The sequence below is a fragment of the Psychrobacter proteolyticus genome (genome assembly GCF_039762275.1).
In the GTDB taxonomy this organism is placed as follows: Bacteria; Pseudomonadota; Gammaproteobacteria; order Pseudomonadales; family Moraxellaceae; genus Psychrobacter; species Psychrobacter proteolyticus_C.
In genome coordinates this window covers 41,084-65,499 of the sequence record NZ_JBDLOB010000001.1, presented here as the reverse complement: position 1 = coordinate 65,499, position 24,416 = coordinate 41,084, and the positions used below count along the sequence as shown (strand labels likewise).

Genomic DNA, 24,416 nt, shown 5'->3' with positions numbered 1-24,416 from the left:
ATAGGAGCAGCAGTGATATGAGTAATATGATAAAAACTGATGTTCTTATCATTGGGGCTGGTCTGGCAGGTTTGAGCACCGCGCTATCTCTGCCAAAATCGCTGAATATCACTGTTTTAAGCAAAGCGGCACTTGAGGTGTGCTCAAGTCACTACGCTCAAGGTGGTATCGCAGCTAGCTTAGACAAAGCAGACTCTGTGACTGATCATGTCGCTGATACCTTAATTGCTGGTGCAGGATTGTGTGCGACGGACAATACTGCCCATATCTTGGGTGCAGGACAGCAAGCGGTGCAGTGGCTATGCGAGCAAGGTGTGCCATTTACTCAATCTAATTTAACTAAAGAAAATGATAATGCACCTGATTTTGCAGTCTTAAAAACCAGTGACTTACACTTGACCAAAGAAGGCGGTCATGGCTGTAGACGTGTGGCTCATGCGGATGATGCAACGGGTCGGCACGTGATGGATGCATTAATTACCAAAGCACAGACTGCAACCAATATCACTATCTTGCCTTATCATGAAGCATTAGAGCTACTGACTCCACCTATGATTAGCAGCTCTTCTTTTAGCATGGACGCTAGCGAGATTAAACATTGCCGAGGGGCGCTGGTCTTTGATCATATCAATGAGCGCCAACTCACCATTCATAGTGCGGCTGTTGTACTCGCTAGTGGTGGCTTAGGTCAACTATTCAAGCGTGCCAGCGCGCCTAATGTCTGTGTTGGTGATGGCGTCATGATGGCATGGCAAGCAGGCTGCCACTTGGCAAATTTGGAATTTATTCAATTTCACCCAACGGGTCTGGCATTAGATGACAGCAGTTTTTTGATATCTGAAGCGTTACGCGGTGAAGGTGGACGACTGTATTGCCCAAAGACTGGTACGCGCTTTATGTTAGATATTGATGAGCGCGCTGAATTGGCGCCACGCGATATCGTCGCTCGGGCAATAGCCAATCAGATTAGTAGTAACGGACTTGGCTACGTGCACCTTGATGTCAGTCACTTGCCAGCCGCATTTATACAGGCACATTTTCCGCAGATTTATCGGACGCTGCTAGCACTCGGCATCGATATGACCACAGACCCTATTCCAGTCGCTCCGACTGCCCACTACAGTTGTGGCGGCGTGGTGACTGATGCCAATGGATTGACCGATATTGCAGGGCTGTATGCAGCAGGTGAAGTTGCTTATACAGGGCTGCATGGAGCCAATCGTTTAGCAAGCAATTCATTGTTGGAGTGTGTGGTGGTTGGTCGCAACATTGCCGCTAATTTGCCACGTTACTTAACAAAATTGGATCGCTTAAAGAACTTAGAAGCTTTAGAGAAAACGGCTGAAGCTTTAGAAAAAATGCCACAGCCACATACGACTGCCTACTATGAACTGCATCAGTTAGCTGCCGGTATTTGGCAATATCCGACATTAGAAAACACTCAATTTGTCATCTTGCCCTCTTCTAAGCAGTCATCGTATCCAACTTATAAGGTCGATAAAGCGCTTCATTCTGACGTAGATATTGCAGAGATAACTATAGCGTTGAAAGCTCTTTTGACAGCCAATATGGGCATCACACGTAGTGCCAAACAATTAGAGCAAGCATTGCGACAAATTGAGCAGTGGCAAGAGTCAATCGAACATAATAAAACCATGCTATCTGATATGAGCAGTAAAGCCCCTACTACTTACAGTAAGCTTGCCATTTTTCAATTGGTGAGGCAATTAGCGTTAGCAACGATGATTGTTCAATCGGCTTATCAACGTTTTGAGAGTCGCGGTGGGCATTACCGTGAAGATTATCCTGACTTAGCTGAAATACCTTTAACCAGTATCATTTTGCCATTAAGAAAAACTACGTTTAACTCCTTTTCTCACATTATAGAAAACGAGCGTTATCCGATACCTATTACTGACCATATTTAAGCGTACGACAGATAATAGCCAAACCCATCAAGGACGATATCTAACACTATAGTTAAAGAAGCATTTAAGCTATCATTATGGATAGGCTTAAAATATTACCTCTTCTTTGAGTGTCCATAGTATGGCTTCTGATATTATGTTTGTGATTGCCCTGATGATAATCGTCAGCTTGGCTTGGAGTGTACTTGCCGTACCTCGTCTGCGCAAACGCTTGCCAAAAATCTACCTGATAGCCCGCTCGTGGTGGTTGATGCTCGCCGCGCTCTGCACTTGCTATGTGATTGCAAAAATAACAAACGATACGCAAGGTTCTCATTTGCAAGCATATCCCTATCAATGGCTGCTCATTTTATTTTTTATATTAATTGGTCTACGCGGCAGCTACGAGATTAAACGCCTATGGTGTTTACGCAGTAAAGCCGTACTCATTCATAAACTCCAAGCGCAAAGTTTACAGCCAAGTACTCCCCTGCTACCGAAGAACTCTCTCAACTCGACACAACATTATACGCGGCTTAATTACTTAGACCTGCTACTGAGTGTTACTTTCCTCTCACTCATCATTAGCCTTATTGTCTTACAGCAATTGACCTGGCAACGACAACAATATGGCGTTTTACTCTTCGTGTTATTCGCCAGTCAGTTTAATGATATTGCCCAATATCTATGTGGGCGACTGCTTGGACGCAAGCTGTTTAAACGAGGTCTAGCGCCGACTATTAGCCCGAATAAAAGCATTGAAGGTGCTATCTTTGGCAGTTTAGTTGCGGCAATGTTGGCAGCAGTATTAGGTCTTTGGCTCACCCCTTTTGATTGGTGGATCTGTCTATTAGCTGCCTATGGCTTGGCTGTAAGCGGTATATTTGGAGACTTATTAGAATCAGCCTTTAAGCGCCAGCACGGGGTAAAAGACACTGGAACGATGCTCGCTGGTCATGGTGGGGTGTTAGATCGGATAGACAGTTTACTGATTGGAGTGCCAGCATTTACTCTACTCTACTGGTTATTTGGCTAAATACAATCAAAGCACAGATAGCAGAGTCATTTGGCTTTATCCAGTTTACTGTGCAATATCCAATTGAGCACAGGCTTTGGTAAATGATTTAAAGCACTCGTGATATAGCGCATCGAGCGTGGAAATATAGCCAGTTCTACATCATCGTCAATCGCTTGCATAATATGATTAACCGCCGCTTGCGTGCTCATAATAAATGGCTTATGGCTAGCATCACCATCGTTTAAATCACGTAATGCTTGAGTATCAATATAGCCCGAGGCAATACAGTTCACTTGGATATCATAAGGTACAAGTGCTGCCCGATAAGCGCTGGCAATCGCAATCATTGCGCGCTTGCTTTTTGCATAAAGGCTGGCATAAGGATAATCTATCGTGCCTGCGATAGAGGCAATACAGACAAGGCTTGGTCTATCGCCTTTGCTAACGTCCAATGACTGATATTGCTTTTTTAACTGCTGCTTTAACTGACTGCTTGCCCATCTAAAAGCTTGCTCAAACGCCTGTAAATTGATCGCTAGCATTTGGTCGCTATCTGTTTGATTTAAGTGATGGATACGCTCATTGGTATAGCTACCAGCACTATAGATCAGTCTTTGAAATGGAATACCTGACAAATTGTCTAATAACGTTCGCATTTGATTTGGTTCAGTTAAGTCGCATACATAAGTCACAATAGCAGGATAATGGCTGTTGATATCGGCTATCTTTGCTGCGCTACTTCCGACAACGCTTACTTGCCAGCCAAGCGTCTGATGATGCAACGCCAAAGCTAAGCCAATGCCGCTCGTACCACCAACGATAATAATATGCGGTGTATGGTTTCCAGTGGTATCTTTTGTAAGGTTTTTCATAATTTATGCTGCTGTATATAGTCGACCGTACGCTGATAGCCATATTGCCATTGCGTCTGCATTTGCTGCACAAAGCCGTCATAGTCGCTGTGTATTAGCTCAACAGTCATTTGCTTTAGGTTAAACCGCTTTTGCACATTTTGACCTGCTAACTGCTGTTCATTATCGGCAAATGGTAACCAATGTAGCTGACGGTTTTTATTAGCGGTGTCAGTGCGAGGCGACACGCTGATTGGTTGATAACCGTGTACTGCTGCCAAGCGCTCATTGGGATCGAAACCAAAGACGCGCTGAATCGCTGGGGCGGCAAGCCATGCATCATAACCTGCCTTGGTCTCTGCAAATACGCTGTCACCCAACTGACAGGCTAGTTCGATAGGTGTCAGATTGATCACCCCTCCCAAACACCAGCCAAGCTCTGTGATATGTGTTGGCGGTAGATAGTACATATCAGCCATAGACGCACGAATCACTGGGGAAAAATCCCATTGCGTCTGTACCTTTACAGACGGGTGTATGCGTCCGTTTGCAAATATATGCGCTGGTGACGTTATTTGCTCGTCAGCCAGACCTGATACAAGGTTTGACAAATTTGCTAAGCGCGGCGGCGCAAATAACAACTCCTGCAGTACAGGTTTTTTATTACATAAGCCATCAGTAGGTGATTGATACAGGCGGCTAGCAATGATAGCTATCTCTGGCGTTGCTTTATCGACAGCGCTACCATTATCACTAGCAGCAAACTGCGACAGCTCATCTAGCCAGTACTGCTCGTTATCAATACGAAACATTGCCAACTGCTGTAGCTCATTTAACAGTCGCTCGTAGCTGTCTGCTTGCCATTGTCCTTGTCCGTTATCCCTTTGCTTTGATAATCGCCAACGTTTGAGTGCATGGGTCATATAACGCAGCTTTAGACGTTTATTGGCTTCATCTGGCGCGACATGTCTGATGGCAGTGATGACACGATACAACTCACGGCTGCACATCAACGCTTGCAAATCTTTAGGGTCAGGCGCAAGTTGTACTAAGTAAGCAGACAAACTACCACCGCAAGTACCAACGATAATGTCTGGCGTCAAATCATGCGCTGCTAGTGCTGCATAACTGCCCAAATAATAACCAAAACGTGACCCTCCCCCTGAGAAAATCTGAACACGCTCATAAGGTTTAACCTGCTCATTGCTCATCTATTACTCGTCATCAGTTGATACAGTTTTAATCGCTAACGAGACGGTAAAGATACCAAAGCGATCGATACGCATTTTGACTTTCTTAAAGCCTGCCCGCTCAACCAGTTGATCCATTTCCGCCTGCGAACGGCAACGCATCACCCAACTACTGCCACGGTGATTGTTTAGTGTTTTACTGATAAATTCCTGTTCAGGGTGCCACGGTTGATTGGTATAAATCAGATAACCGCCCGATTTTAAACTGTCATAAATACCTGCCAAAGCCGTCGCTGGTAGCGTATTATCAGAGAATAATTCAAATAACCCAGAGGCAATAGCAAGATCTGCTTTTTTAGTATCGGTGCTAGTGTCATTCGTATCTGCATCGATATAACTAGTAGGATAAAAGGCGTCCTTTTGACTGATCATTATTCGATTGCTCATGGCTAACTGCTGTGCCTTTGCTTGCAATGCCTGTATATTATGCATCTCATAATCACGCAGCTCAGCATACAAATCTGCAAACTCTGTCAGCAGATCAAATGCATAAAAACCATGTCCACTAGCGATATCTAACAGTTTTGGTTGGTATGGTTTATTGCTGCTTTGATTTTTATCTTCGATATCTGCAAGTGCTACGCGTGCCAACTCCAATATGTGCTCACGGCGAATACGAATACCTTGCCAGCCGATATTATTTAAATAAAACTTATCGACCGCCTGTCCAAACTTATTCTGACCGCTAGGCTTATTGTAATAGACATGATCCAGTGAATGACCTGAATCAAATCCATGCTCAAGTCCTGTGGCAATCGCATCGCTGACATGACCAAATTTCTGCATCGCAAAACGGGTAATTGCAAAGTTTGGATTGAATGGTTTAATCGCCAAACGGTCTACTTTATCCTTACTGGCACTGTTTAAGTGAGCCGTACTCAAATCAGGGGCTTGGACTGGTGTGCTAAATATTTCCTCAGCAAACTCAATACAGTCGGCAAATACATCGGCTTTATTGGTCTCATGAAAGATTGCGTGATAGCTGTCTGGATACAACTGCCAGCGTTTCATCGGTGTGTTAATCGCTTCATAAAATGTTCGCTCAGCCTGCTTATCGACCACATAATCCTTACCCGCGCATAAGACAAACGTCGGTACGGTGATAGCACCAGCATCATCGAGTAGACGCTGCCCCGTTGCATGGGTATCAATGAGTAAATCAGTCGAGATACTATTCGATATCAATGGATCGGCATTGTAAGCCTGCTGCGCGTCTTTATCATGGGTCAGTACTTGTGCTTTAACATAGCTGCTGACACGTGACATCAGACCTAGCGTACGTGCCACCTTTAGCGATGGTATAGCAAAGGGCAGATATAGACGAATACTGAGCGCAGGCGTGCCAAGTATCATGCCGCGAATATTAGGCGCATAATCGTGTACCCATGCTGCTGCCAATACCGCGCCAATACTGCTAGCGACAATCAATGTATCTTCAATAGCAATGCCTGTTTGCCCAATCACCAGTTGTACAAAACCTTCTAAATCTCGCTCAAGCTCGGTAACGCTCTCAGCATGGTCTTTAATGCCCCCTGAGCGCCCATTGCCGCGCGCATCCCAAGCAAACACTTGATAGCCAGCTGTTGCAAACTGCTCTCCTAGCTCTGCCAATCGCCCCGAATGCTCATGCCCTCGATGCAATAAGATAACTTGGCGAGACGGCTGACTGGCTTGCTTAATATCTTCTAAAGCCCTCGTTAGCCAATAGCGATAATAAATAGCCGTACCATCATAAGCGTTATAGCAGCTTTCACCATTGATGATTTTAGATGCAGGCAGGTCAAAACCAACACTGGCCTGTTCTTCGAATTTTTGACTATCAACGGTTGTGGTTGGCATTTCTTTGAACTCCAATGGGCGAGCGTTATCAGTAGAAGTATTTGGCAAAACAACAGTAAGAGATAATGAGTTGTTTGTTGACTCACCCAGTACGGATCGCAGCTCAGGTGGGTTACGCATTAAGTATAACTCTGTCATATAACGTAGTCGATTGAGACAGGTCTTTAATAACATTATCTCTGTTAATATAAATAATTGACTCATTCTGATAGCAGGTGAAGCCACCTGTCCTTTAATACTTACTGGCACTTTGGCTCTGCTACCCATCAAGGCACCAAGCATACCTAATAAGAAGGCACGGTCGCTTTTGCCCAAAGGCCCTTGGTTAGCACGAACACCTAACGTGGTATTACTAGTAACGCCCAACAGCTCGGTGCCAATACTAAGGGCGATCAGAGCAGTGATATGATGCTGAGAAGTTGATATATTCGTTGGCAAGTTGGCTATTAACGTTTGCTGTTCTTTATCATTGATATGATGGGTCAGACTTGCTAATAGCACCGTATCAGCAACTATATCACCTACTTCATTTAACACAGCTCCTAGCCTTGATGCCTGCCCATGCTCACGCGCCATCATGCCATCGATAGCATTGAGTGCCATACGTACAAACAATGATGATGGTAATAAAAGCCATAGCCGCTGCTGTTCAGCTGCTGGTTTAGCAATAATATAGGCAGTACCGATACTTAATAAAACAGCGGATACCGTCACTTGATTAGCAGTAATATTTTGCTCAACCAGCGCATTACTCATCGGGCGTAGTTGATTTTGAAACTGAGTTTTGAGCTGATATAGTGACATGAGTCTAGCCAAATATTTTCAGTACTTTAATGTAGCAACAAAAGTTTGTAAGGTAAAGAATTACCAAGCGCTCAAAAACGTTCAAACATTTTGAAAAAGATATTTATTATCATCATTATAATCGTCCAGTTTTTTCCATTTTAGTCCGCAACGACCAATGATTTGCAATGAATCTCAGTAGCTCATATCAGTATTGCTAACCTTGTATGGTACAATCTTCAGCTTCTTAAAAACGCCTTATTAAAAATGCTGCGAGCCCGTCATCATGGAAAGCCTAGTCACCCTTGTTCTGGTATTAATGCCAATGTTTATTGGCTTTGCCATTCCGTCTAATCCTACTATGACAAAAGTGGCCGACAAAGGTCTATCATATCTAGTATTTATCATCCTGGCGTTGATCGGCATTGAGCTGTCTCAGGTAGAAGGTCTAGGTAATCAGCTGGGTGAAATTGCGCTGTATGTCACTGTATTATCAATACTGACAATTGGTTCAGGATTGTTTGCGCTTATGCTGTTTGACCATCTGCGTCCATGGCATGCCAAAAAACCAAGTGTAAAATCTAAAGAGCATCGGGTGAGCATTCGAGGTAGCTTGGCACAAGTGGTTTGTGTGGTGATTGGGATGGTGATTGGCTATTTCTTGCCTGCTGATTATATGCCGCCTGAAAACTCTATGACCGTCATGCTGATGATTTTGATTTTACTGGTTGGTATAGGCTTAAAAGGCTCGGGCATCACCTTAAAAGAAGTATTACTGAATAAACGCGGCGTAGAAATGAGTGTCATCTTTACGCTAGCAGTATTGGCAGGCGGGCTTATTTTTGCGCTATTATTTACTGATGTGTCGTGGACGAAAGGCTTAGCACTATCGTCAGGATTTGGTTGGTACTCACTGTCAGCGATTGTCATGACCGATGCTTATGGCGCGGTTTGGGGTAGTGTTGCGTTATTCAACGACTTGGTACGAGAGTTCTTTGCGTTAATCTTTATTCCAGTATTTATGCGCAAATACCCTTCCGCCGCGGTTGGGCTTGGCGGCGCAACCAGCTTAGACTTTACCTTGCCTATCATTCAGCAGTCAGGTGGTCTAAAAGTCGTGCCACTAGCGATTAGTTTTGGCTTTTTGATTAATATTGTCTCGCCAGTGCTGATGGTGTTCTTTTCGGCGCTTGGGTAGGGATAGCTTTTGGTGCCTGATTATGATTTAAAACTCAGTACATATATCTGATTTCGAGTCATTTTGATTATGATGAACCACTCCGTCTTCAGGCTCTGTCGCTAGTCCATAGACTCGACGATTCATGAATTCTCCCTCTGCGGTGTCAGCTGATGCAATAGGCGCTCTGATACCACAGTCAAAAGTACTGAAACGACTAGGCTCGATGTCGTGTTTTAAAATAAGGTAATTTTTGACCATCATAGCTCTATTTTTGGGTAAAGCACTTAACGCCTGCCCCATTTCATCTTCCGAAATATGAGCTTCAATTTTCATAGTAGCAGTATCGTACTTATTCATCTGCTCTGCTACTTTATCAAGATCAAACTGGTACTCTTTTGACAACTCACTACTACCCTTCGTAAAAAAAGCACGATACTCCATTTTGAGACCTACTCCAATACCTGCAATAGGACAACCTACTTCATCTATTATCACCTTCCAAGGTGTAGCTGGACACTCGTCTATCGCATCAAGTACACCATCCCCATCTGAATCCGGAGTATCTGGTACTAACGTAATAGGCGGCTCTTCAATACTTTGATCGAGCGCCGTGCTTTTTAACGGCGTCTGACAACCTGCCAGTGCTAATACGCTTGATATACTTATCGCCATTATCGATAATTTAATACTCATGGTCTACTCATCCTTAAGTATAGAAACTACACCCCACTCGCCTGCTTCGCAAATAAACGCATCAATGGCTTGATTTTGCTAACTCGGTACATACCTTCATTACGGATTTGCTGCACAGGTCGCAATTGGGTAAGCGATCCTGCAAATAACCAGTTAAGCGCAGAAAAGCTGTGCATCATTAGACTATTATGCGGACGGCGTGAACGCTCATAATGACGTAGCGTTTGATTGCTACCCCAAAGCGTACCGCCACTACGGGCAAAGTCATGCTTTAGCTGCTCACATAATACTTGCACATCCAGCATACCGAGGTTCAACCCTTGACCCGCCAGCGGATGTACGCCATGAGCAGCGTCACCGATCAGCACCAAGTTATCAGCGACGTAGCTTTTCGCTTGCTGTGCCGCTAATGGAAAACTAGCGATAGACTCAATCTGATTAATCGCACCCAGCTCGTAATTGCTAGCAGCTGCTAACTTATCAGCAATAAAACGATCTTCTTCCTCTATCAATGCCAATGCTTGATTGCGCGGCAATGTCCATACGATCGACTGCCAATGCTGCGGGTTTGTCTTATCAGCATCGGTTATATCTGCTAATGGCAATAGTGCCAGTGTACCCGTCGGTAGCATGGCTTGACGTGCTGTCGCTTGATGCGGTTTCTCAGTCTGAATCGCACAGCAAATCGCGGTTTGATTATAGTCGAGCGTGTCCAGCCCAATCGCTGCTTGCTGACGGACAAATGAACCGCGACCATCAGCACCAACTAATAGACGCGCATCAATCGCCTCGCCACTATCCAGAGTTACACGGTAGCCTTGCTGTGCCCCTAGCCAATCCATATTGACAACTTTATGACCAGCGATAAGAGTCAGATACTCACTAACATCAGCTTCATGCAAGCGTTGCCATAATGCGTGCTCGATAACAGCAGGCTCAACCATACTACCTAATAATGTAGGCTCATGATTTTTACTACTATTATCCTCGGCGCTGCTATCTTCACTTTCGCCAAATAATAACTCACCCATACCATTTAGCTGCCACACCTGCATTTGCGAGTAGTCTGCTTTGCGTTTAGAGGCGGCTATCTTTTGCCAAGCGCCAATGTCATTGAGCAGATTAATACTAGCCATACTGAGTGCATAGACACGTGCATCACGTTTGCTAAGTACATGTTGCCAAGCTGATTCATCACGCTCAGGACGGGCATCAATCAACGTCACCGGCATTTTTTCCTGTGCCAGCTTTAGAGCAAGCGTCGCCCCAACGATACCGCTACCGATAATCAGCGTATGGTTGTTTTTCATAAGGTGTCTCTCAATATTGCTCAATATTAGAATGCTTATTATCAATCTTAATTACAGTTAGTTGATTCAGTTTAAAAGAGAGACAAGGCAACCGAGTGCAGATGTATAGGCAATACTTCAAGCGAGGTTAACGCTGTCACTCTTTTAAAGAGGATTTAACTATAGCGCTATGATTTTAGACCCATCGCATAAGTGGCGACTAATGGCTTGATATTTGGCAATTTATCAAAGGCCAATAACGCCATATTTCTTGCCAGCTTAATCGCGGGGTTAGGATGCGTGAAGCCGTGTACTACCGCATCGCAAAAACGAATCACTCGCTTCTGGTCAGTTTGACGTGCTTTTTCATAACGTTTTAATAGCTGTGCATCACCGATATCTGCGCCTTTGAGCACTTGTGCATTTAGCATTTGTGCCAGCACATGTGCATCTCGCATACAGAGATTAAAGCCTTGGCCAGCGACAGGGTGTAAGGTATGAGCGGCATTGCCCATAATGACGCAGCGCCCCTCTACTTGCTTGTCCGCTAGTACGCGGTTCAATGGATAGGCGCCGCGGCGACCAGCAGCGATAAACTTGCCAGCGCGTTGACCGAAGGCTTGCTGTAGCGTCTGCAAGAAATGGGCGTCATCTTCTAAATACCTGGTTTCTTCACCCGTTGGGCATACCCACACGACAGAGCGTCTGTAGCCTTGTTGAAACTCATCGTTGCCATCGCCTTCTGGATCAGTCAGTGGGAGCACGGCAAGTGGGCCAGCTGGACTAAAACGCTCAATCGCTGCATGCTCGTGTGGCGTATCTGTCTCTACTACTCCGACGATGGCCGTTTGCTGATAGTCATACGTAGTTGTACCGATATCTAGCAATTGTCGTACCGTAGAGTCGCGCCCATCACAAGCGACTAATACGCTAGCTTGTAGCTGCTGCTCGTTTTCGGCTTCATCGTTGTAATTAAAGCTAAGTGTCACGCCATCGGCCTGCTGCTGGACAGTTGTCACATTGGCATTATCTATTAAGGTAATTAGTGGCTCTTGCTGGGCGGCTAATAAAAGCTTACGACCCAGCCAAGCGTTTTCGATGACTTGCCCAAATGACTCAACGCGCTCTTCTGCTTTATTCAGCTGCGCGCGCCCAAAGCTGCCTTGCTCACTAATCTGTACGGTATCGATACGGCAGGCATGGCTCTGTAATTCATCCCACAGTCCAATCTCTTGATATATCTGTACCGTGCGCCGTGATAACGCCGTATTGCGACTGTCTAAATAATGGCTGCGAGTACTATCATCCGTTGGACTGATGGTTGGATAGCTATTTTTTTCTAATAAGGCGCTCGCAATACCGTGATGGGCCAATAGCAATGCAAAAGACAAACCAACGTGACCACCACCTGCGATAAGCACTTGCTGGTCAGTTATCGCTTCCTTGTTTTTAGAGATGCGGTCGAACTTTTTAGGTATGCTGTCAGTATTGGATAAATGTGAATCAGTATCTTGCATTGTTATTTTCCTAGTATAATTTTTTAGACAAGCAATTTATTAGTGATAGATAGCTGCTCGTCACTGACTTTATTTTATAATTTTTATCATGTCGCTGCTGTTGTTAGATGGGTTGCAATAACCTATGGTATCGCCCATAGATTACCACAAATTGTCTATTATGCCGTGGTCTTAACCGTAGACAAATCGTTTCTTTACTCTCATCATAAACGAGGTTTATATTCATAAAACTCAAAAACCTCAATCTTATTAAAGTGCCATCATAAGATGGGTAGCGATGAATTATATAGAACTGATAGCAACATCTAGTCAGTCTATAGAAAATTGCTGAAGCAGTTGCAATCTGCATACAAAAACAGCGCTATCTATCTGATGTATGGCTTGAAATTTAAAAATTCTCTACCATAATGAAGGCAAGACTTTCATTACTTTCATTTACGACCTTCCACAAAAACAACAATAATATCGCCGTCATTTTTATCATCTACAATCTTTTTATCACCTAAACACTGTAACGCCACTAACTATTTTATCTCTGCAACCCGCCACGCAATTAAAACCAAATCATAGCGTCGGGTACACAATAAAAGGATAATCGCTTGACTGATTCCATGAGCCGCCGTATAAAGTTTGAATCATTAACCCCAGCACAGCTAAAAACCGTGCTTGGTGAATACAACAATCACATGAAATATATCCAAGAACGCCTCGATATTAAAATCATGCAGCGCCAAGGCGATTTTTGCCTGAGTGGCGATGTGACCAATGTCGAACGCGGTGAACGTATTATCTACAAAATGGTAGATGAAGCACAGAACACCAAAGACATCAGTGCAGAAGAGCTGCATCTCATCATCCAATCTAGCCTTTCTCGTGATGAAGACATGGAAGAAGACGAACAAGATCATGGTGATATGGAATATGATGAAGATTTGGATGAGGCTAGCGATTTTACGCCCATCAGCTTACGTACACGTAAGGGTCGCATCGTTCCGCGTGGTGGCAACCAACAACGCTATGTAAAAAATGTCCTGAGCTCTGATGTGTCATTTGGTATTGGGCCAGCTGGTACGGGTAAAACATATCTAGCAGTGGCATGTGCCGTCGATATGCTTGAGCGTAATGAGATTGAGCGTATTTTGCTAGTGCGTCCAGCGGTAGAAGCTGGCGAAAAACTGGGTTTCTTGCCAGGTGATTTGACCCAAAAAATCGATCCGTACTTACGCCCGCTATATGACGCACTCTATGAGATGATAGGCTTTGAGAAAGTCGGTAAAATGATTGAGCGTCAGATTATCGAAGTGGCGCCGCTTGCCTATATGCGTGGTCGTACTTTGAATAACTCGTTTGTCATTCTAGATGAAGCGCAAAATACCACGCCTGAACAGATGAAAATGTTTTTGACCCGCTTGGGCTTTGGCTCACGTGCCGTCATCACTGGTGACATTACTCAGGTGGATTTGCCACGTGGTCACAAATCAGGCTTGGCACAAGCGATGGATATTCTAAAGGATATTGAAGAGATTCATATCACAAAGTTTGATTCAAAAGACGTGGTACGACATCAATTGGTACAACAAATTGTTGAAGCCTATGACGTATTTGATGAAGAGCAAATGGCTTTAGAAGAAAAACGTAAGTTTGAACGTATTAAAGAACAAGAGCGTAGACAAGCCGTCGCTAATGCAGCAGCCAATTTGTAATAATCGATCTAATCATTGAATTACAATCATTTGCTATAAGCATTTAGCTTATATAAGAAAACCGGATTACTCAAAGTAGTCCGGTTTTTTCTTACCGACAGTTTATTGAATTTAGCATATTCACTACTAGTCGCCTACCAGTAACTTAGCTATAGTAGCCTCTATATATTCTATACATATACCTCTATTTATGAGTCGAAAACTTAGCAATAAGATAAACAGTGATTAAACTACTTTTATAGTAAAAAACTGGCAAATAAATCACCTAGACGATGCAGCATTAGAAACACATTTATAATAAAGAGGACAGCAACATGAGCCAACCTGACAATACTAATTTTGATGACAAGATTGCTAGCAACCATGCCAGCTTAGCAGCACTTGATATCAGTGCGACCGACAGTATTGATGATGAAATATTAGATACTTTTTATAATCGCGAGCATTTACTATCAGTCATGATGGCGACTTTAGATTATATAGACGGCCGTATTAATAATGGTCTGACCCTACCCTATTTTGCAGATATCGATCCTGAGCTATGGCAGGAAAAGTCTAAAACACTAGATATATATATCACTGATGAAGTCGAAGGCCGTGCTCTAAATCTAGAAGCACGTGGCAAAGACTATGCGACCAATATTTTGTCTTATCCAAGCGAATTACCTGCTGCAGTCATTGAGCTGATGCCAACATTGCCTCTTGGAGAGCTGATTATCTGTCATGAAATGATGGTACGTGAAGCAGCTGAACAGGACAAAACCGTGGCGCAGCACATCAGCCATTTGCTAGTGCATGGCGTGCTACACCTACTGGGTTTTGATCATGAGCTCGGACAAGCTGAACAAGATGAGATGGAGTACTTTGAAATTGAGATTTTGGCAGGCCTAAACCTACCAAATCCTTATATCTAAACTAGCACTGCTTTATTAAACAGTCTTTTAACTCTTAGACAGCTACTCATTAATCTTTAGTTAATGGTAGCTTTTGCGCTTGACCCATCTGATTGATCATATGGTCTAAGCCTTTAACATGGACACTGCGCTGCGGGAATGGAATCTCGATTTTCTCATCATCTAAAGCTTGCTTGAACTGCTCTAGTAACTCGCATTGCATCGACCACCAGTCGGCATTGGTTGTCCAAACGTTTAGAGTAAGATCTACTGAGTTGTCGCCTAGATTGGTCACTCGCACGATAGGCTCAGGATCAGTGAAAGCCAATGGGTTGTTTCTTGCCAAACTTAACATCACATCTTTAGCCGTTTTGATATCAGCATCGTAGCCAATACCGACGGTGATATCGACTCGGCGATTGGGTAGCGCTGTATAATTGACCACAGGTGAAGTCGTGATATCGCTATTGGGAATGATGATATCGTGATTGTTAATGGTCGTCAGATGGGTATTAACCAAGGTAATCTCAGTCACTGTACCTGTGTAGCTACTAATCTGTACATAATCACCGCGTACAAACGGGCGAAACGTCACAATCATAATACCAGCGGCAAAATTTGATAGCTGGTCTTTTAGTGACAAACCAACGGCGACAGCGGCACCACCTAAGATCGCGACGACAGACGTAGTCTGTACACCGACTTTGCTAAGTGCAGCTAAAATCACCACGACCAGTAGCACGCCATACAATAGACGACTTAAAAAACTAGCAACTGTCTCGTCCAGATGGCTACGCGTCATCAAGCGATCGGAAAAAGCGACTGCCTTTTTGGCAAGCCAACGTCCCACGATGAATATGACAATTGCCAAAGCAACCTTAATGACAATCTCTAAGCCGTGGCTAGTGAGTTCGGCAATATCTACGGTAAAACCTAAAAATTCCATACTGACTCTTTATTTTATAGCTGTGTGTTATGAACTTGGGTATCTGTAATAATAAAAATGGTGCGTTAAGCGTTATTCTTAACAGTCGTGTTTTCAGTGACATTTTTTCCAGCAACTTTATTTTTAGTAACTTTGATTTCAGTAGCTTTCTTCTTAGCACCTGTCTTCTTAGTGCACTAACCTTAGTACGTTACTTCGACTGTATCACTATAGCGGTAAGTACGTATCAAGCGCAGCTCGACGATATCGCTCATGTCTTCGGTAAATTTACCGAAGGGTGCTGCTTGTCGTACAGACTGCTTGGCCGCTTCATCCAATATCGTAGAGTTTGAGCTTTCAAGCAGACGAATGGCTTTGATATTGCCGTCGTTACCGATGATAACCATAAGCCGTACTTCACCCGTAATACCTTGGGCACGCGCTTGCACGGGATAGTGCAAGTTACCCACTCGCTCGACATGCTCGCGGAATGTATTGATATAATCGGCTGCCGCACCCCGTGTGGTCGAATTGCTATCCATCGTCACGACTTTGGATTTGGTCGCGTAGACCTGCTGACGCTGAGATAGCTGAGCTTCTAAGGTTGCAATCTGCTTACGTAGCCGCTCTTCTTGTGCCATCGCATCGTCTTGCGCTTGTTCGCTGTCATTATCCGACTCTACAGTGGCCTGACGCCAACTCAACGTCGTGCGTAGGTAGCTTTCTTGATAGCGCTGCTGACGTACTTTACGCTGTAAGTTAACGATGTCTTGAGTCTCACTTATTTGCTCAGCAGACATTGCACTTAACTGATTGTTCTCTTGTCTGAGCTGCTCTTCTATTGTACCGCCGCCCTCTTGTGAAGCGTTGGCAATAAAGTGCGCATCTTCGTTAGGCTGCATATTGTCGGTCAGTACCTTTGCCACATCTTGCATCATAGCAGCTGGGTCTTTTCCCATAGAAAAGCTAATCCCAAAAATAATCAGCACATGAACAGCCACCGCAATAACAATAGCGACAGGCAAACTTATATCGCGCTTGGGCGCTTGCGCGGAAAAATGATAGCTCTGTGAGTCTTTTATATAGGCCACAATGAATCTCAGCTTGTGAGCACATCAGTACAAAGCACTATTTAATAAGTGTTGTAACGATAGGCATAATTTATACTGGCGCTATCATAACATGACATAGAATTATGTCGCCAGTATAAGCACTGAGACGGCATTTTGACATCTGCCATACAGTATTGGTAACCTTATCCGCTGATTGAAAAACGTGCGTTTGAGAATATATAAGGCAGATGAAACACTGTCTATACCAAATGAATTGCTATAAAACGCATGTGTTCATTTTGAAGCCACTGTATTTGTTATATACTGCTTTAGCACAATAGAATTAGTAGCACAATACTTTGCAACAATCAGAACTGTGCATCGTCTTAATTAGGCACAGTAGATGATCAAGCAGCACAATCAGTGCGGATTTACTGTTCACTAGTATCAGAGGTCAGTTTTTCGCTTTTGCTACCTATCAGTATAAAAATTACTAATGGTCGTAGATATTCAGAAATTATAGATGATTAGCGTTCGTTTAAATTAATGATAGCCTGCAAAGTTTGTTTAGCCATTTTTACGTCACCGATTGAATGACGCGCCCTATAAGGATAATAAGTTTGAGTGACTTTGATAACGTGAATAATTCAGACAATTTTGATGAGTTCTTCGAGAGTATTGGCTATCGTTTTGACGAGTCATTCGGCAGTGGTTGGGAGCGTATCGCCCAATCGGTTAAAGATATCTATAATAAAACGACGGACAAGTTCGAAGATGAGTTGTCATTGCCAGTGGCACAGACTTACGTTAATGATGCACTACAAACATTCGTCACCGACAATGTAAAAGCCATTTTAGAGCTACGCGTCGAGATGCATGATGACTGGTTTCGTTTGTACTGCACTGTCAATGCAGGCGGCATCTATGCCGAGGTAGCAAGTAACTTTAGCCTAGTTCACGTTCAGCTCGATCGCAATGTGCAGCGCTTTGTGTTTGGTCAGCAAACTTATACCGATATATTAAATCTGCGCTGCGAATCTTTCGTGAAACGCCAAGGCGTCAAACTTGCGATTTGGTTTTATCATAGCGTCCTCAAAAAAGACCCTTTAGGATTTATTCTGTCGTACGTCAATATTGCACGCGCAAAAGACGAAGTGATTTATCTCGATATCCATCGTTGGTTAAAAAACAATAAGAAAATCATGAGTACCTTGCATAAGGTACAGATAAATTATGGCGAGCTAGAAGAAGAGCAAATGATTTTGAAGGCTCAAATCAACTATCGTGATTTACTGGCTGCCAGCAGTAACGAAGATATCATCGGTGATGATGACGATCCTGAATTGATGCAAGGCCCTATTAACCCTGTAGACGATGCGACTGAGCCAAGCCAAGAGTAAGTCGCTAATGTTTCATCCCATAAGACAATGTTTTATCCCATAAAAAAACGCTGTATCTTAGAGGTTATTAGCCTTATAGATGCAGCGTTTTTTTATTGAAGTCGATAACTACCAGTAGTTCTCTACGGCAATATTACCCTCACCGCGGCGATTCATCACCAGTCCCAATGTTTTTAAAGCCTCTTTAGTATCTTCTACCATATCTGGGTTGCCACATAGCATGACATGCGTAGTATCAATATCTAATGCGATACCTGCGCGCGCTTGTAACGTACCTTCTAGCAGTAGCTTCGGCAGACGCTCTGACAACGCGCCTTCGACAGGCTCACGAGTGACGATTGGGATAAAGATAAGCTTTGCTGGATTATCAACCAGCGTGCCGAAGTCTTCCTGTAGGCTTTCGATTTTCTCAACGTAAGCAAGTTCATCGAGCGAACGGGCACTATAAGCCAATACAATGTGCTCGTAATCTTCCCATGTCTTTAAATCTTGCAGCATTGACAAAAACGGTGCTAAGCCAGTGCCTGTTGCTAGCAGCCATAAGTCTTTTGGGAGTGGTTTTTGGTAACGTGCTAATGTCAAAAACCCAAATGGCATGGTATTAAGCAGTAGCTCATCACCCACTTGTAAGTGCTGCAATTGCGAGGTAAATGCACCGTCAGGAATTACGATAGAAAAGAATTCTATCACCTCATCAAATGGTGAAGAGACAATCGAATACGCGCGAAAGACATCTTCATTCAATGCGGTATCAGCAGTTTCATCACTTGCCTCAGTCTGTTGATAATATTTTAATTGACTAGGATTGACGCCTAAACGTACAAACTGCCCCGCTGTAAACTTAAAACTATCGGGACGGCTGACGGTAAAGCTAAATAAATTTGGCGTCCATGTGGTTTTGTTGAGCACCGTTACGGTTTGAATATTATCACTCATAATTATTCGTCACTTATACTTTATTAAACTGTATTTTTATAAGCTACCTTTGATAGGCAAAAGAAGATAAATACCAAAAATGTAAGCATAAAAAAAGATGCGCCAAGCTTATCATAAAGCTGGCGCATCTTGGTTTTTTAACCGTAACAACAGATAGATGGCAGCGACTTATCTGTCGTATTGACTCAGCGACATTACCAAATGCGAGCCAAACTTGCCCACTCGATCATACTATTTGGCAAAATACCAAAGAATAGAATAATCGCCGTCACAGCAATGACCATAATACCACCGGTACGAATACCCCACTGCCCAGACACATCAAACTCGATGAACTGCTTAGGACGTTTGAACAGCGTGAGTAACACGCGTAAGTAGTAGAATAGACCAATCGCACTGCCTAAGATAATCATCGCAGCCAAGAACCAGTTGGTGCCTTGTACCGCAGCTAAGATAGCAAATAGCTTAGTGATAAAGCCTGCCGTCAACGGAATACCAGCCAATGACAACATCATGATAGTCATGACAGCGGTCAATACTGGACGACGCCAGAATAGCCCTTGATAATGTGTCAACTCATCGGCTTCACCAGATAGGCGATATGGACTCGACATCAACGTCACTACGCCAAAGGCACCGATAGAGGTAAAGGCATAAACCGCCATATACATACTAGAGATACTATCAGCGGCTGAACCAATGCTGACAATCACGATCATCACATAACCCATATGGGCAATAGATGAGTAACCAAGTAGACGTTTCAGGCTAGTTTGACGTACTGCCAACAAGTTACCTACCAAGATAGATAAAGTAGCCATGACCATCAATAGCATTTGCACTGATGGCAATGCTAGCAAAGCAGTATCGATTAAGAAACGCACGGCCAGTGCCATCATCGCCACTTTTGATACGGATGCTAAAAAGGTAGCGATAGGCGCTGGTGCACCTTCGTAAACATCTGGCGTCCACATATGGAAAGGAGCAGCTGAGAGTTTAAAGGCGATACCAAACATCATCATTGCCGCGCCCAATATCAGTAGTGGCGACTCAAAGATATTGCCTAGCACCATGCTGATTGGCTTAAATGCTAGTGAGCCCACTTCTGCATAGATGAAGGCCATACCCATCAGCAACGTCGCAGATGCAGTCGCCGACAATACCAAGTACTTCAGTCCCGACTCGAGTGACTGGTTGCGCATATAAGTGTAAGCAAGCAAACCATATAATGGTACTGACAGCATCTCTAGGCTCATAAAGAATGACGCCATATGCTGCGCACTTACCATGAGTAATGCACCAATGGTCGATAGCAGCATGAGCAAATACAGCTCTTCTTTATTGTCTTTGAGATTGGCCAGATACGCATAAGACAGCGTACAACAAGCCAAGGCACAGATAAAAATCACCACCATATTAAACTGAGCAAAGTTATCAATAACAAATAACTGCTCAGCGTTTGGCGCGATAGATCCGCTTTCAATCACACCGATCATCTGACCGATAAGGGTGAATAGACCAATGTTTAAGCCTGCCACCGTAATCGTACCAGTGACCATGTGCGAGCGTTTAAAGGTAATCGCGATCATAACCGTCAGTACCGTAATCACTACGGCGATAATCGGCGCGTAAGGCAACAATCCTATCAAATCATTCATCGTAATATCATTCATGACTTAACGTGCCTCCATTACATCAAGCAGCTGCGACGCATCTACCTGTGTCACTTGACTGTATATATATGCGTTATTGATCCACTGCATAGCGTGACTTGAGGTATCAAGGAACGGCTGTGGGTACAGTCCGAGCCATACCAAACCAGCGGCTAACATCAGTAGTAATGACAGCTCGCGCTTGCCCAAATCTTTTAATTTGCGTGCAGGTAAGCCATGTGACTTAGTCTCTCGCTCTGCCAATGCGGCGATATTGTTTTCGCCAAATAGTGCGCGATGAATCAAAATCAGCGAGTAAAGGCCTGCTAGTACTAAGCTGAACGTCGCAAAAACAACGAATACTGGATACTGAGCAAATGAGCCAAATAAAATCATGAACTCGCCAATGAAGTTACCCGTACCTGGAATACCTAGTAAAGCAGCACAGAAGAACATCAGTATCGGTGCGTAGTAACGGAACTGTCCCCACATACCACCCATCAAGGTCAAATCGCGTGTATGCAAACGCTCATATAGCTGTCCTGCCATAATGAATAGTGCGGCTGAACTCAAACCATGAGCAAGCATCTGAATCATCAGACCTTGTAAGCTGAGCAATGTTCCAGCATAAATTGCTAGTACCACAAAACCCATATGCGAGATACTGGTATAGGCCAGCAAACGCTTCATGTCAGTCTGCATAAACGCTAGCCATGCACCGTAGAAGATACCAATCGTACCTAGGGTAATTGCTATCGGTGCAAACTCTTGTGACGCTGCTGGAAATAATGGTAAGACAAAACGAATCAAACCATATGCCGCAGTCTTAATGAGCACCCCTGCCAAATCCACCGAACCTGCCGTTGGTGCCTGCGCATGCGCATCTGGCAACCAGCCGTGGAAAGGAATGATTGGCAACTTCACCGCAAAGCCAATGAAGAAGCACAGCATGATTGGATATTCCCAGCCGCCAAGTGACGTACCGAGCAAGTCATTATAGTTAAAGCTTACTACCCCTTTTTGAGCGTAGCTGATAATGACCAATACCAAAATACCGATGAGCATGATAAGCCCAGACGCTTGGGTATAAATAAAGAACTTGGTTGCGGCGTATTCTTTGGTTTTGCCAACCACATCATGACCCCAAATCGCGATCAAGAAGTAGATAGGAACCAGCATCATCTCCCAAAAGAAGAAGAATAAGAACAAATCAATGGCTAAGAAAACACCAATAACGCCGCCCAAACTCCATAGCAAGTTCAGGTGGAAAAAGCCAACGCGACGCTGAATCTCATTCCACGAACAAGCAACGGCTGCCACACCAAGCAACCCTGTTAGGGCTACCATCATCAGTGACAAGCCATCTAGCGCTAAGTGAAAGCTAATACCAAAGCTCGGTATCCATGGCACACTAAATTGTGCCACCCAAGGCACGTTTGTGCTTGGTGCAATGACCTGCTGACTCATACCGCTAAAATCGCCCTGCTGCCAAAGTACCAATGACAAAGCAAAGGTCAACGTCATGCCGATTAAGGCAATCCAGCGCGGTAGACGTTTATTAAACCGTTCGACCAACCAACATAGCAATCCTGCAATAAAAGGAATTGCGATTAATGCTGGTAGCATCCACGTTTGTTGTAACTCAATCATCTTTACACCACCGTCATCATTACCAGCACCAGCAATACAGCCATACCCAAGCCAAAGCTTGTGGCATAACCTCGAAGAGACCCTGTTTGCGTCGCAGACAATACTTTATTACCTGCTGAGGCCAGCTTAGGTAACAGCAACCACGTTTTATCGATAGGGTCGGCTTTTAATAAGCGGCCGATGAATAAAAAGGGTTTTACAAAAATTACATCATATAGCGCGTCGAAACCTAGGCCATGATAGCACCAGTGATATAGCGCCCCACCAATACGTGAGCGCTTAAAGCTAGTGAGCATGCGACCTTTATTGACCACATATAACAGTGCTGCCAATATCAAACCTGCTGCCATGGCACCCATCGCGATATACTCTGCGGTATGTTTAGCATGCGCTTGACCTGCGACTTCTAATAGATGGCCAACGCTCTCTGGCAATACACCATCTAATGGCGGTGTAATCCAAGCACCAACGGCCGTAGATAGCACTAGCAATACAGTTAAAGGTAACCAATACGACACACCTGATAGCTTATGCGCATGGGTTTTTTCTTCGCCAAAGAATATGATCCAAATCATACGGAACGTATAAATCGCCGTTAGGAACGCACCGAATACACCCATATAAAATAGTACTAAGTGTCCAGTCGCATAAGTCTCCCAAAGAATTGCTTCTTTAGAATAGAAACCAACGGTAACCCAAGGTATGGCAGCGAGTGCACCGCCACCGACGATATAGCACCAAAATACCAATGGGATCTTTTTACGCAGACCGCCCATCTTAAAGATATCTTGCTCATGATGTACCGCAAGGATGACCGCACCTGATGATAAGAACAGCAATGCTTTAAAGAAAGCATGGGTCATTAGATGGAAGATTGCCCCTTGCCATGCGCCCACGCCAAGCGCTAAGAACATATAGCCAATTTGACTCATGGTCGAATAAGCAAGAATACGTTTGATGTCTGTTTGCGCGAGTGCACAGAATCCAGCAACGACCAACGTCAATGCCCCTACGCCGCCAACCCAATACAACAAAATACCTGGAGTCAGCTCAAACAAAGGATGTAGACGGGCTATTAAGTAAACGCCTGCCGTCACCATTGTTGCCGCGTGAATCAATGCCGATACTGGTGTTGGACCTGCCATCGCATCAGCAAGCCATGTATGTAGTGGCAACTGCGCCGATTTACCCATTGCGCCGCCGACCAACATCATCGTGGTAAGCATCATCGTTGGGTTATTAACATCGAATACTTCTGGCGCGCGCGTAATAATCTCTTGAATATTAAGCGTACCAAATTCGCGAAATAATAAAAACAAACCAAAGGCTAAGAACACATCACCGACACGCGTGACGGTAAAGGCTTTCATCGCAGCACGGCCGTTGGCTCTATCATGGTAATAATAACCAATCAATAAATACGAGCAGATACCCACGCCTTCCCACCCGAGATATAGCAGAAATAAATCATCTGCGAGTACCAGTAACAGCATACTGGCCACAAACAAGTTCATATAGCTAAAGAAACGAGCAAAGCCAGTGTCGCCTTTCATATACCAAGAGGCAAACAGATGAATCAAAAAGCCAATCCCAGTAATGACACCAGTCATGGTCAATGCCAAACCATCAAAGCTCAAACCGAAATGTGGCGCAAAATCGCCAACTTGGAACCAAGTCCATAGTGGAACCTCTACTACCGTTCCAGCTGGATTGGTGGTCAAAAAGGTATAGCTAACCACTAGCGTACATAATGCTGATAACAGCATGCTACCTACGCCAACTATCGCTGCGGCCGTCTCTGATAATTTGTCGCGCATAAAGGCTAAAATCAAAAAGCCAATGAGCGGGAATATAAAGGTTAATGGTAATAAACTCATG

18 protein-coding genes are annotated in these 24,416 nt (G+C 44.1%); 6 read left to right on the top strand and 12 right to left on the bottom strand.

The features are described 5' to 3' along the window. Positions 1-17 precede the first annotated feature (17 nt). Both nadB and ABFV72_RS00250 read left to right on the top strand, forming a co-directional pair. Positions 18-1,928 (top strand): L-aspartate oxidase, encoded by a 1,911-nt coding sequence (gene nadB, locus ABFV72_RS00255; RefSeq protein WP_347161718.1) that lies wholly within the window; start codon positions 18-20, stop codon positions 1,926-1,928. A gap of 121 nt (positions 1,929-2,049) precedes the next feature. After that, the gene (locus ABFV72_RS00250; protein ID WP_347161716.1) at positions 2,050-2,943 is read left to right on the top strand and encodes a phosphatidate cytidylyltransferase; all 894 of its coding nucleotides are present in this window, start codon (positions 2,050-2,052) and stop codon (positions 2,941-2,943) included. A 26-nt stretch (positions 2,944-2,969) separates the two neighbouring features. Here ABFV72_RS00250 and ABFV72_RS00245 read toward each other — a convergent pair whose 3' ends face one another. The 3 genes from ABFV72_RS00245 to ABFV72_RS00235 are packed head-to-tail and all read right to left on the bottom strand — an operon-like array spanning position 2,970 to position 7,669. Further along, a complete protein-coding gene (locus tag ABFV72_RS00245; protein ID WP_347161715.1) occupies positions 2,970-3,797 on the bottom strand; it encodes an SDR family NAD(P)-dependent oxidoreductase in 828 nt (275 codons plus the stop codon). Next, the gene (locus ABFV72_RS00240; protein ID WP_347161713.1) at positions 3,794-4,987 is read right to left on the bottom strand and encodes a patatin-like phospholipase family protein; all 1,194 of its coding nucleotides are present in this window, start codon (positions 4,985-4,987) and stop codon (positions 3,794-3,796) included. The genes ABFV72_RS00245 and ABFV72_RS00240 overlap by 4 nt, the downstream gene beginning before the upstream one ends. A 3-nt stretch (positions 4,988-4,990) precedes the next feature. Then, entirely contained in the window at positions 4,991-7,669 is a 2,679-nt protein-coding gene (locus tag ABFV72_RS00235) for an alpha/beta fold hydrolase (RefSeq protein ID WP_347161712.1), read from the bottom strand. Positions 7,670-7,934: 265 nt separating this feature from the next. Between ABFV72_RS00235 and ABFV72_RS00230 the strand changes: the two genes are divergently transcribed. After that, a complete protein-coding gene (locus ABFV72_RS00230) occupies positions 7,935-8,846 on the top strand; it encodes a lysine exporter LysO family protein (RefSeq protein WP_347161710.1) in 912 nt (303 codons plus the stop codon). 27 nt (positions 8,847-8,873) lie between these two features. Here the strand turns inward: ABFV72_RS00230 and ABFV72_RS00225 are convergent, their stop codons facing one another. The 3 genes from ABFV72_RS00225 to ABFV72_RS00215 all read right to left on the bottom strand — a co-directional run bounded on the left by ABFV72_RS00225 (position 8,874) and on the right by ABFV72_RS00215 (position 12,327). Then, a complete protein-coding gene (locus ABFV72_RS00225) occupies positions 8,874-9,521 on the bottom strand; it encodes an OmpA family protein (protein WP_347161708.1) in 648 nt (215 codons plus the stop codon). A gap of 26 nt (positions 9,522-9,547) precedes the next feature. Beyond that, a complete protein-coding gene (locus ABFV72_RS00220) occupies positions 9,548-10,831 on the bottom strand; it encodes an FAD-dependent monooxygenase (RefSeq protein WP_347161706.1) in 1,284 nt (427 codons plus the stop codon). A 167-nt stretch (positions 10,832-10,998) separates the two neighbouring features. Next, on the bottom strand, positions 10,999-12,327 hold the full coding sequence (locus tag ABFV72_RS00215) for a UbiH/UbiF/VisC/COQ6 family ubiquinone biosynthesis hydroxylase (protein WP_347161705.1): 1,329 nt from the start codon (positions 12,325-12,327) through the stop codon (positions 10,999-11,001). Positions 12,328-12,926: 599 nt separating this feature from the next. Between ABFV72_RS00215 and ABFV72_RS00210 the strand changes: the two genes are divergently transcribed. Beyond that, positions 12,927-14,030, top strand: a complete 1,104-nt coding sequence (locus tag ABFV72_RS00210) for a PhoH family protein (protein ID WP_347161704.1) — start codon at positions 12,927-12,929, stop codon at positions 14,028-14,030. 314 nt (positions 14,031-14,344) lie between these two features. Further along, positions 14,345-14,944 carry an rRNA maturation RNase YbeY gene (gene ybeY / locus ABFV72_RS00205; RefSeq protein ID WP_347161702.1) on the top strand — a complete coding sequence of 200 codons (600 nt, stop codon included), beginning with the start codon at positions 14,345-14,347 and terminating at the stop codon, positions 14,942-14,944. A gap of 49 nt (positions 14,945-14,993) precedes the next feature. On the opposite strand, the gene ABFV72_RS00200 is transcribed toward ybeY, so the two are convergent. Both ABFV72_RS00200 and ABFV72_RS00195 read right to left on the bottom strand, forming a co-directional pair. Then, positions 14,994-15,869, bottom strand: coding sequence for a mechanosensitive ion channel family protein (locus ABFV72_RS00200; protein ID WP_347161700.1), 876 nt, complete (start codon positions 15,867-15,869; stop codon positions 14,994-14,996). Between the two features lie 182 nt (positions 15,870-16,051). Next, complete coding sequence (locus tag ABFV72_RS00195; RefSeq protein ID WP_347161699.1) at positions 16,052-16,939, bottom strand: energy transducer TonB; 888 nt, start codon at positions 16,937-16,939, stop codon at positions 16,052-16,054. Between the two features lie 581 nt (positions 16,940-17,520). On the opposite strand from ABFV72_RS00195, the gene ABFV72_RS00190 reads away from it, so the two are divergent. Next, entirely contained in the window at positions 17,521-18,300 is a 780-nt protein-coding gene (locus tag ABFV72_RS00190) for a hypothetical protein (RefSeq protein ID WP_227676866.1), read from the top strand. A 108-nt stretch (positions 18,301-18,408) separates the two neighbouring features. Here the strand turns inward: ABFV72_RS00190 and ABFV72_RS00185 are convergent, their stop codons facing one another. From ABFV72_RS00185 to nuoL, 4 genes are all read right to left on the bottom strand, one after another. Continuing rightward, the gene (locus tag ABFV72_RS00185) at positions 18,409-19,236 is read right to left on the bottom strand and encodes a ferredoxin--NADP reductase (RefSeq protein ID WP_347161697.1); all 828 of its coding nucleotides are present in this window, start codon (positions 19,234-19,236) and stop codon (positions 18,409-18,411) included. Positions 19,237-19,430: 194 nt separating this feature from the next. Then, positions 19,431-20,909: an NADH-quinone oxidoreductase subunit N gene (locus ABFV72_RS00180; protein WP_102091037.1), complete on the bottom strand. Its 1,479-nt coding sequence runs from the start codon at positions 20,907-20,909 to the stop codon at positions 19,431-19,433. A gap of 3 nt (positions 20,910-20,912) precedes the next feature. Beyond that, positions 20,913-22,538, bottom strand: a complete 1,626-nt coding sequence (gene nuoM / locus ABFV72_RS00175; protein WP_347161694.1) for an NADH-quinone oxidoreductase subunit M — start codon at positions 22,536-22,538, stop codon at positions 20,913-20,915. A 2-nt stretch (positions 22,539-22,540) separates the two neighbouring features. Then, on the bottom strand, positions 22,541-24,415 hold the full coding sequence (nuoL, locus tag ABFV72_RS00170) for an NADH-quinone oxidoreductase subunit L (RefSeq protein WP_347161692.1): 1,875 nt from the start codon (positions 24,413-24,415) through the stop codon (positions 22,541-22,543). Position 24,416 lies beyond the last annotated feature (1 nt).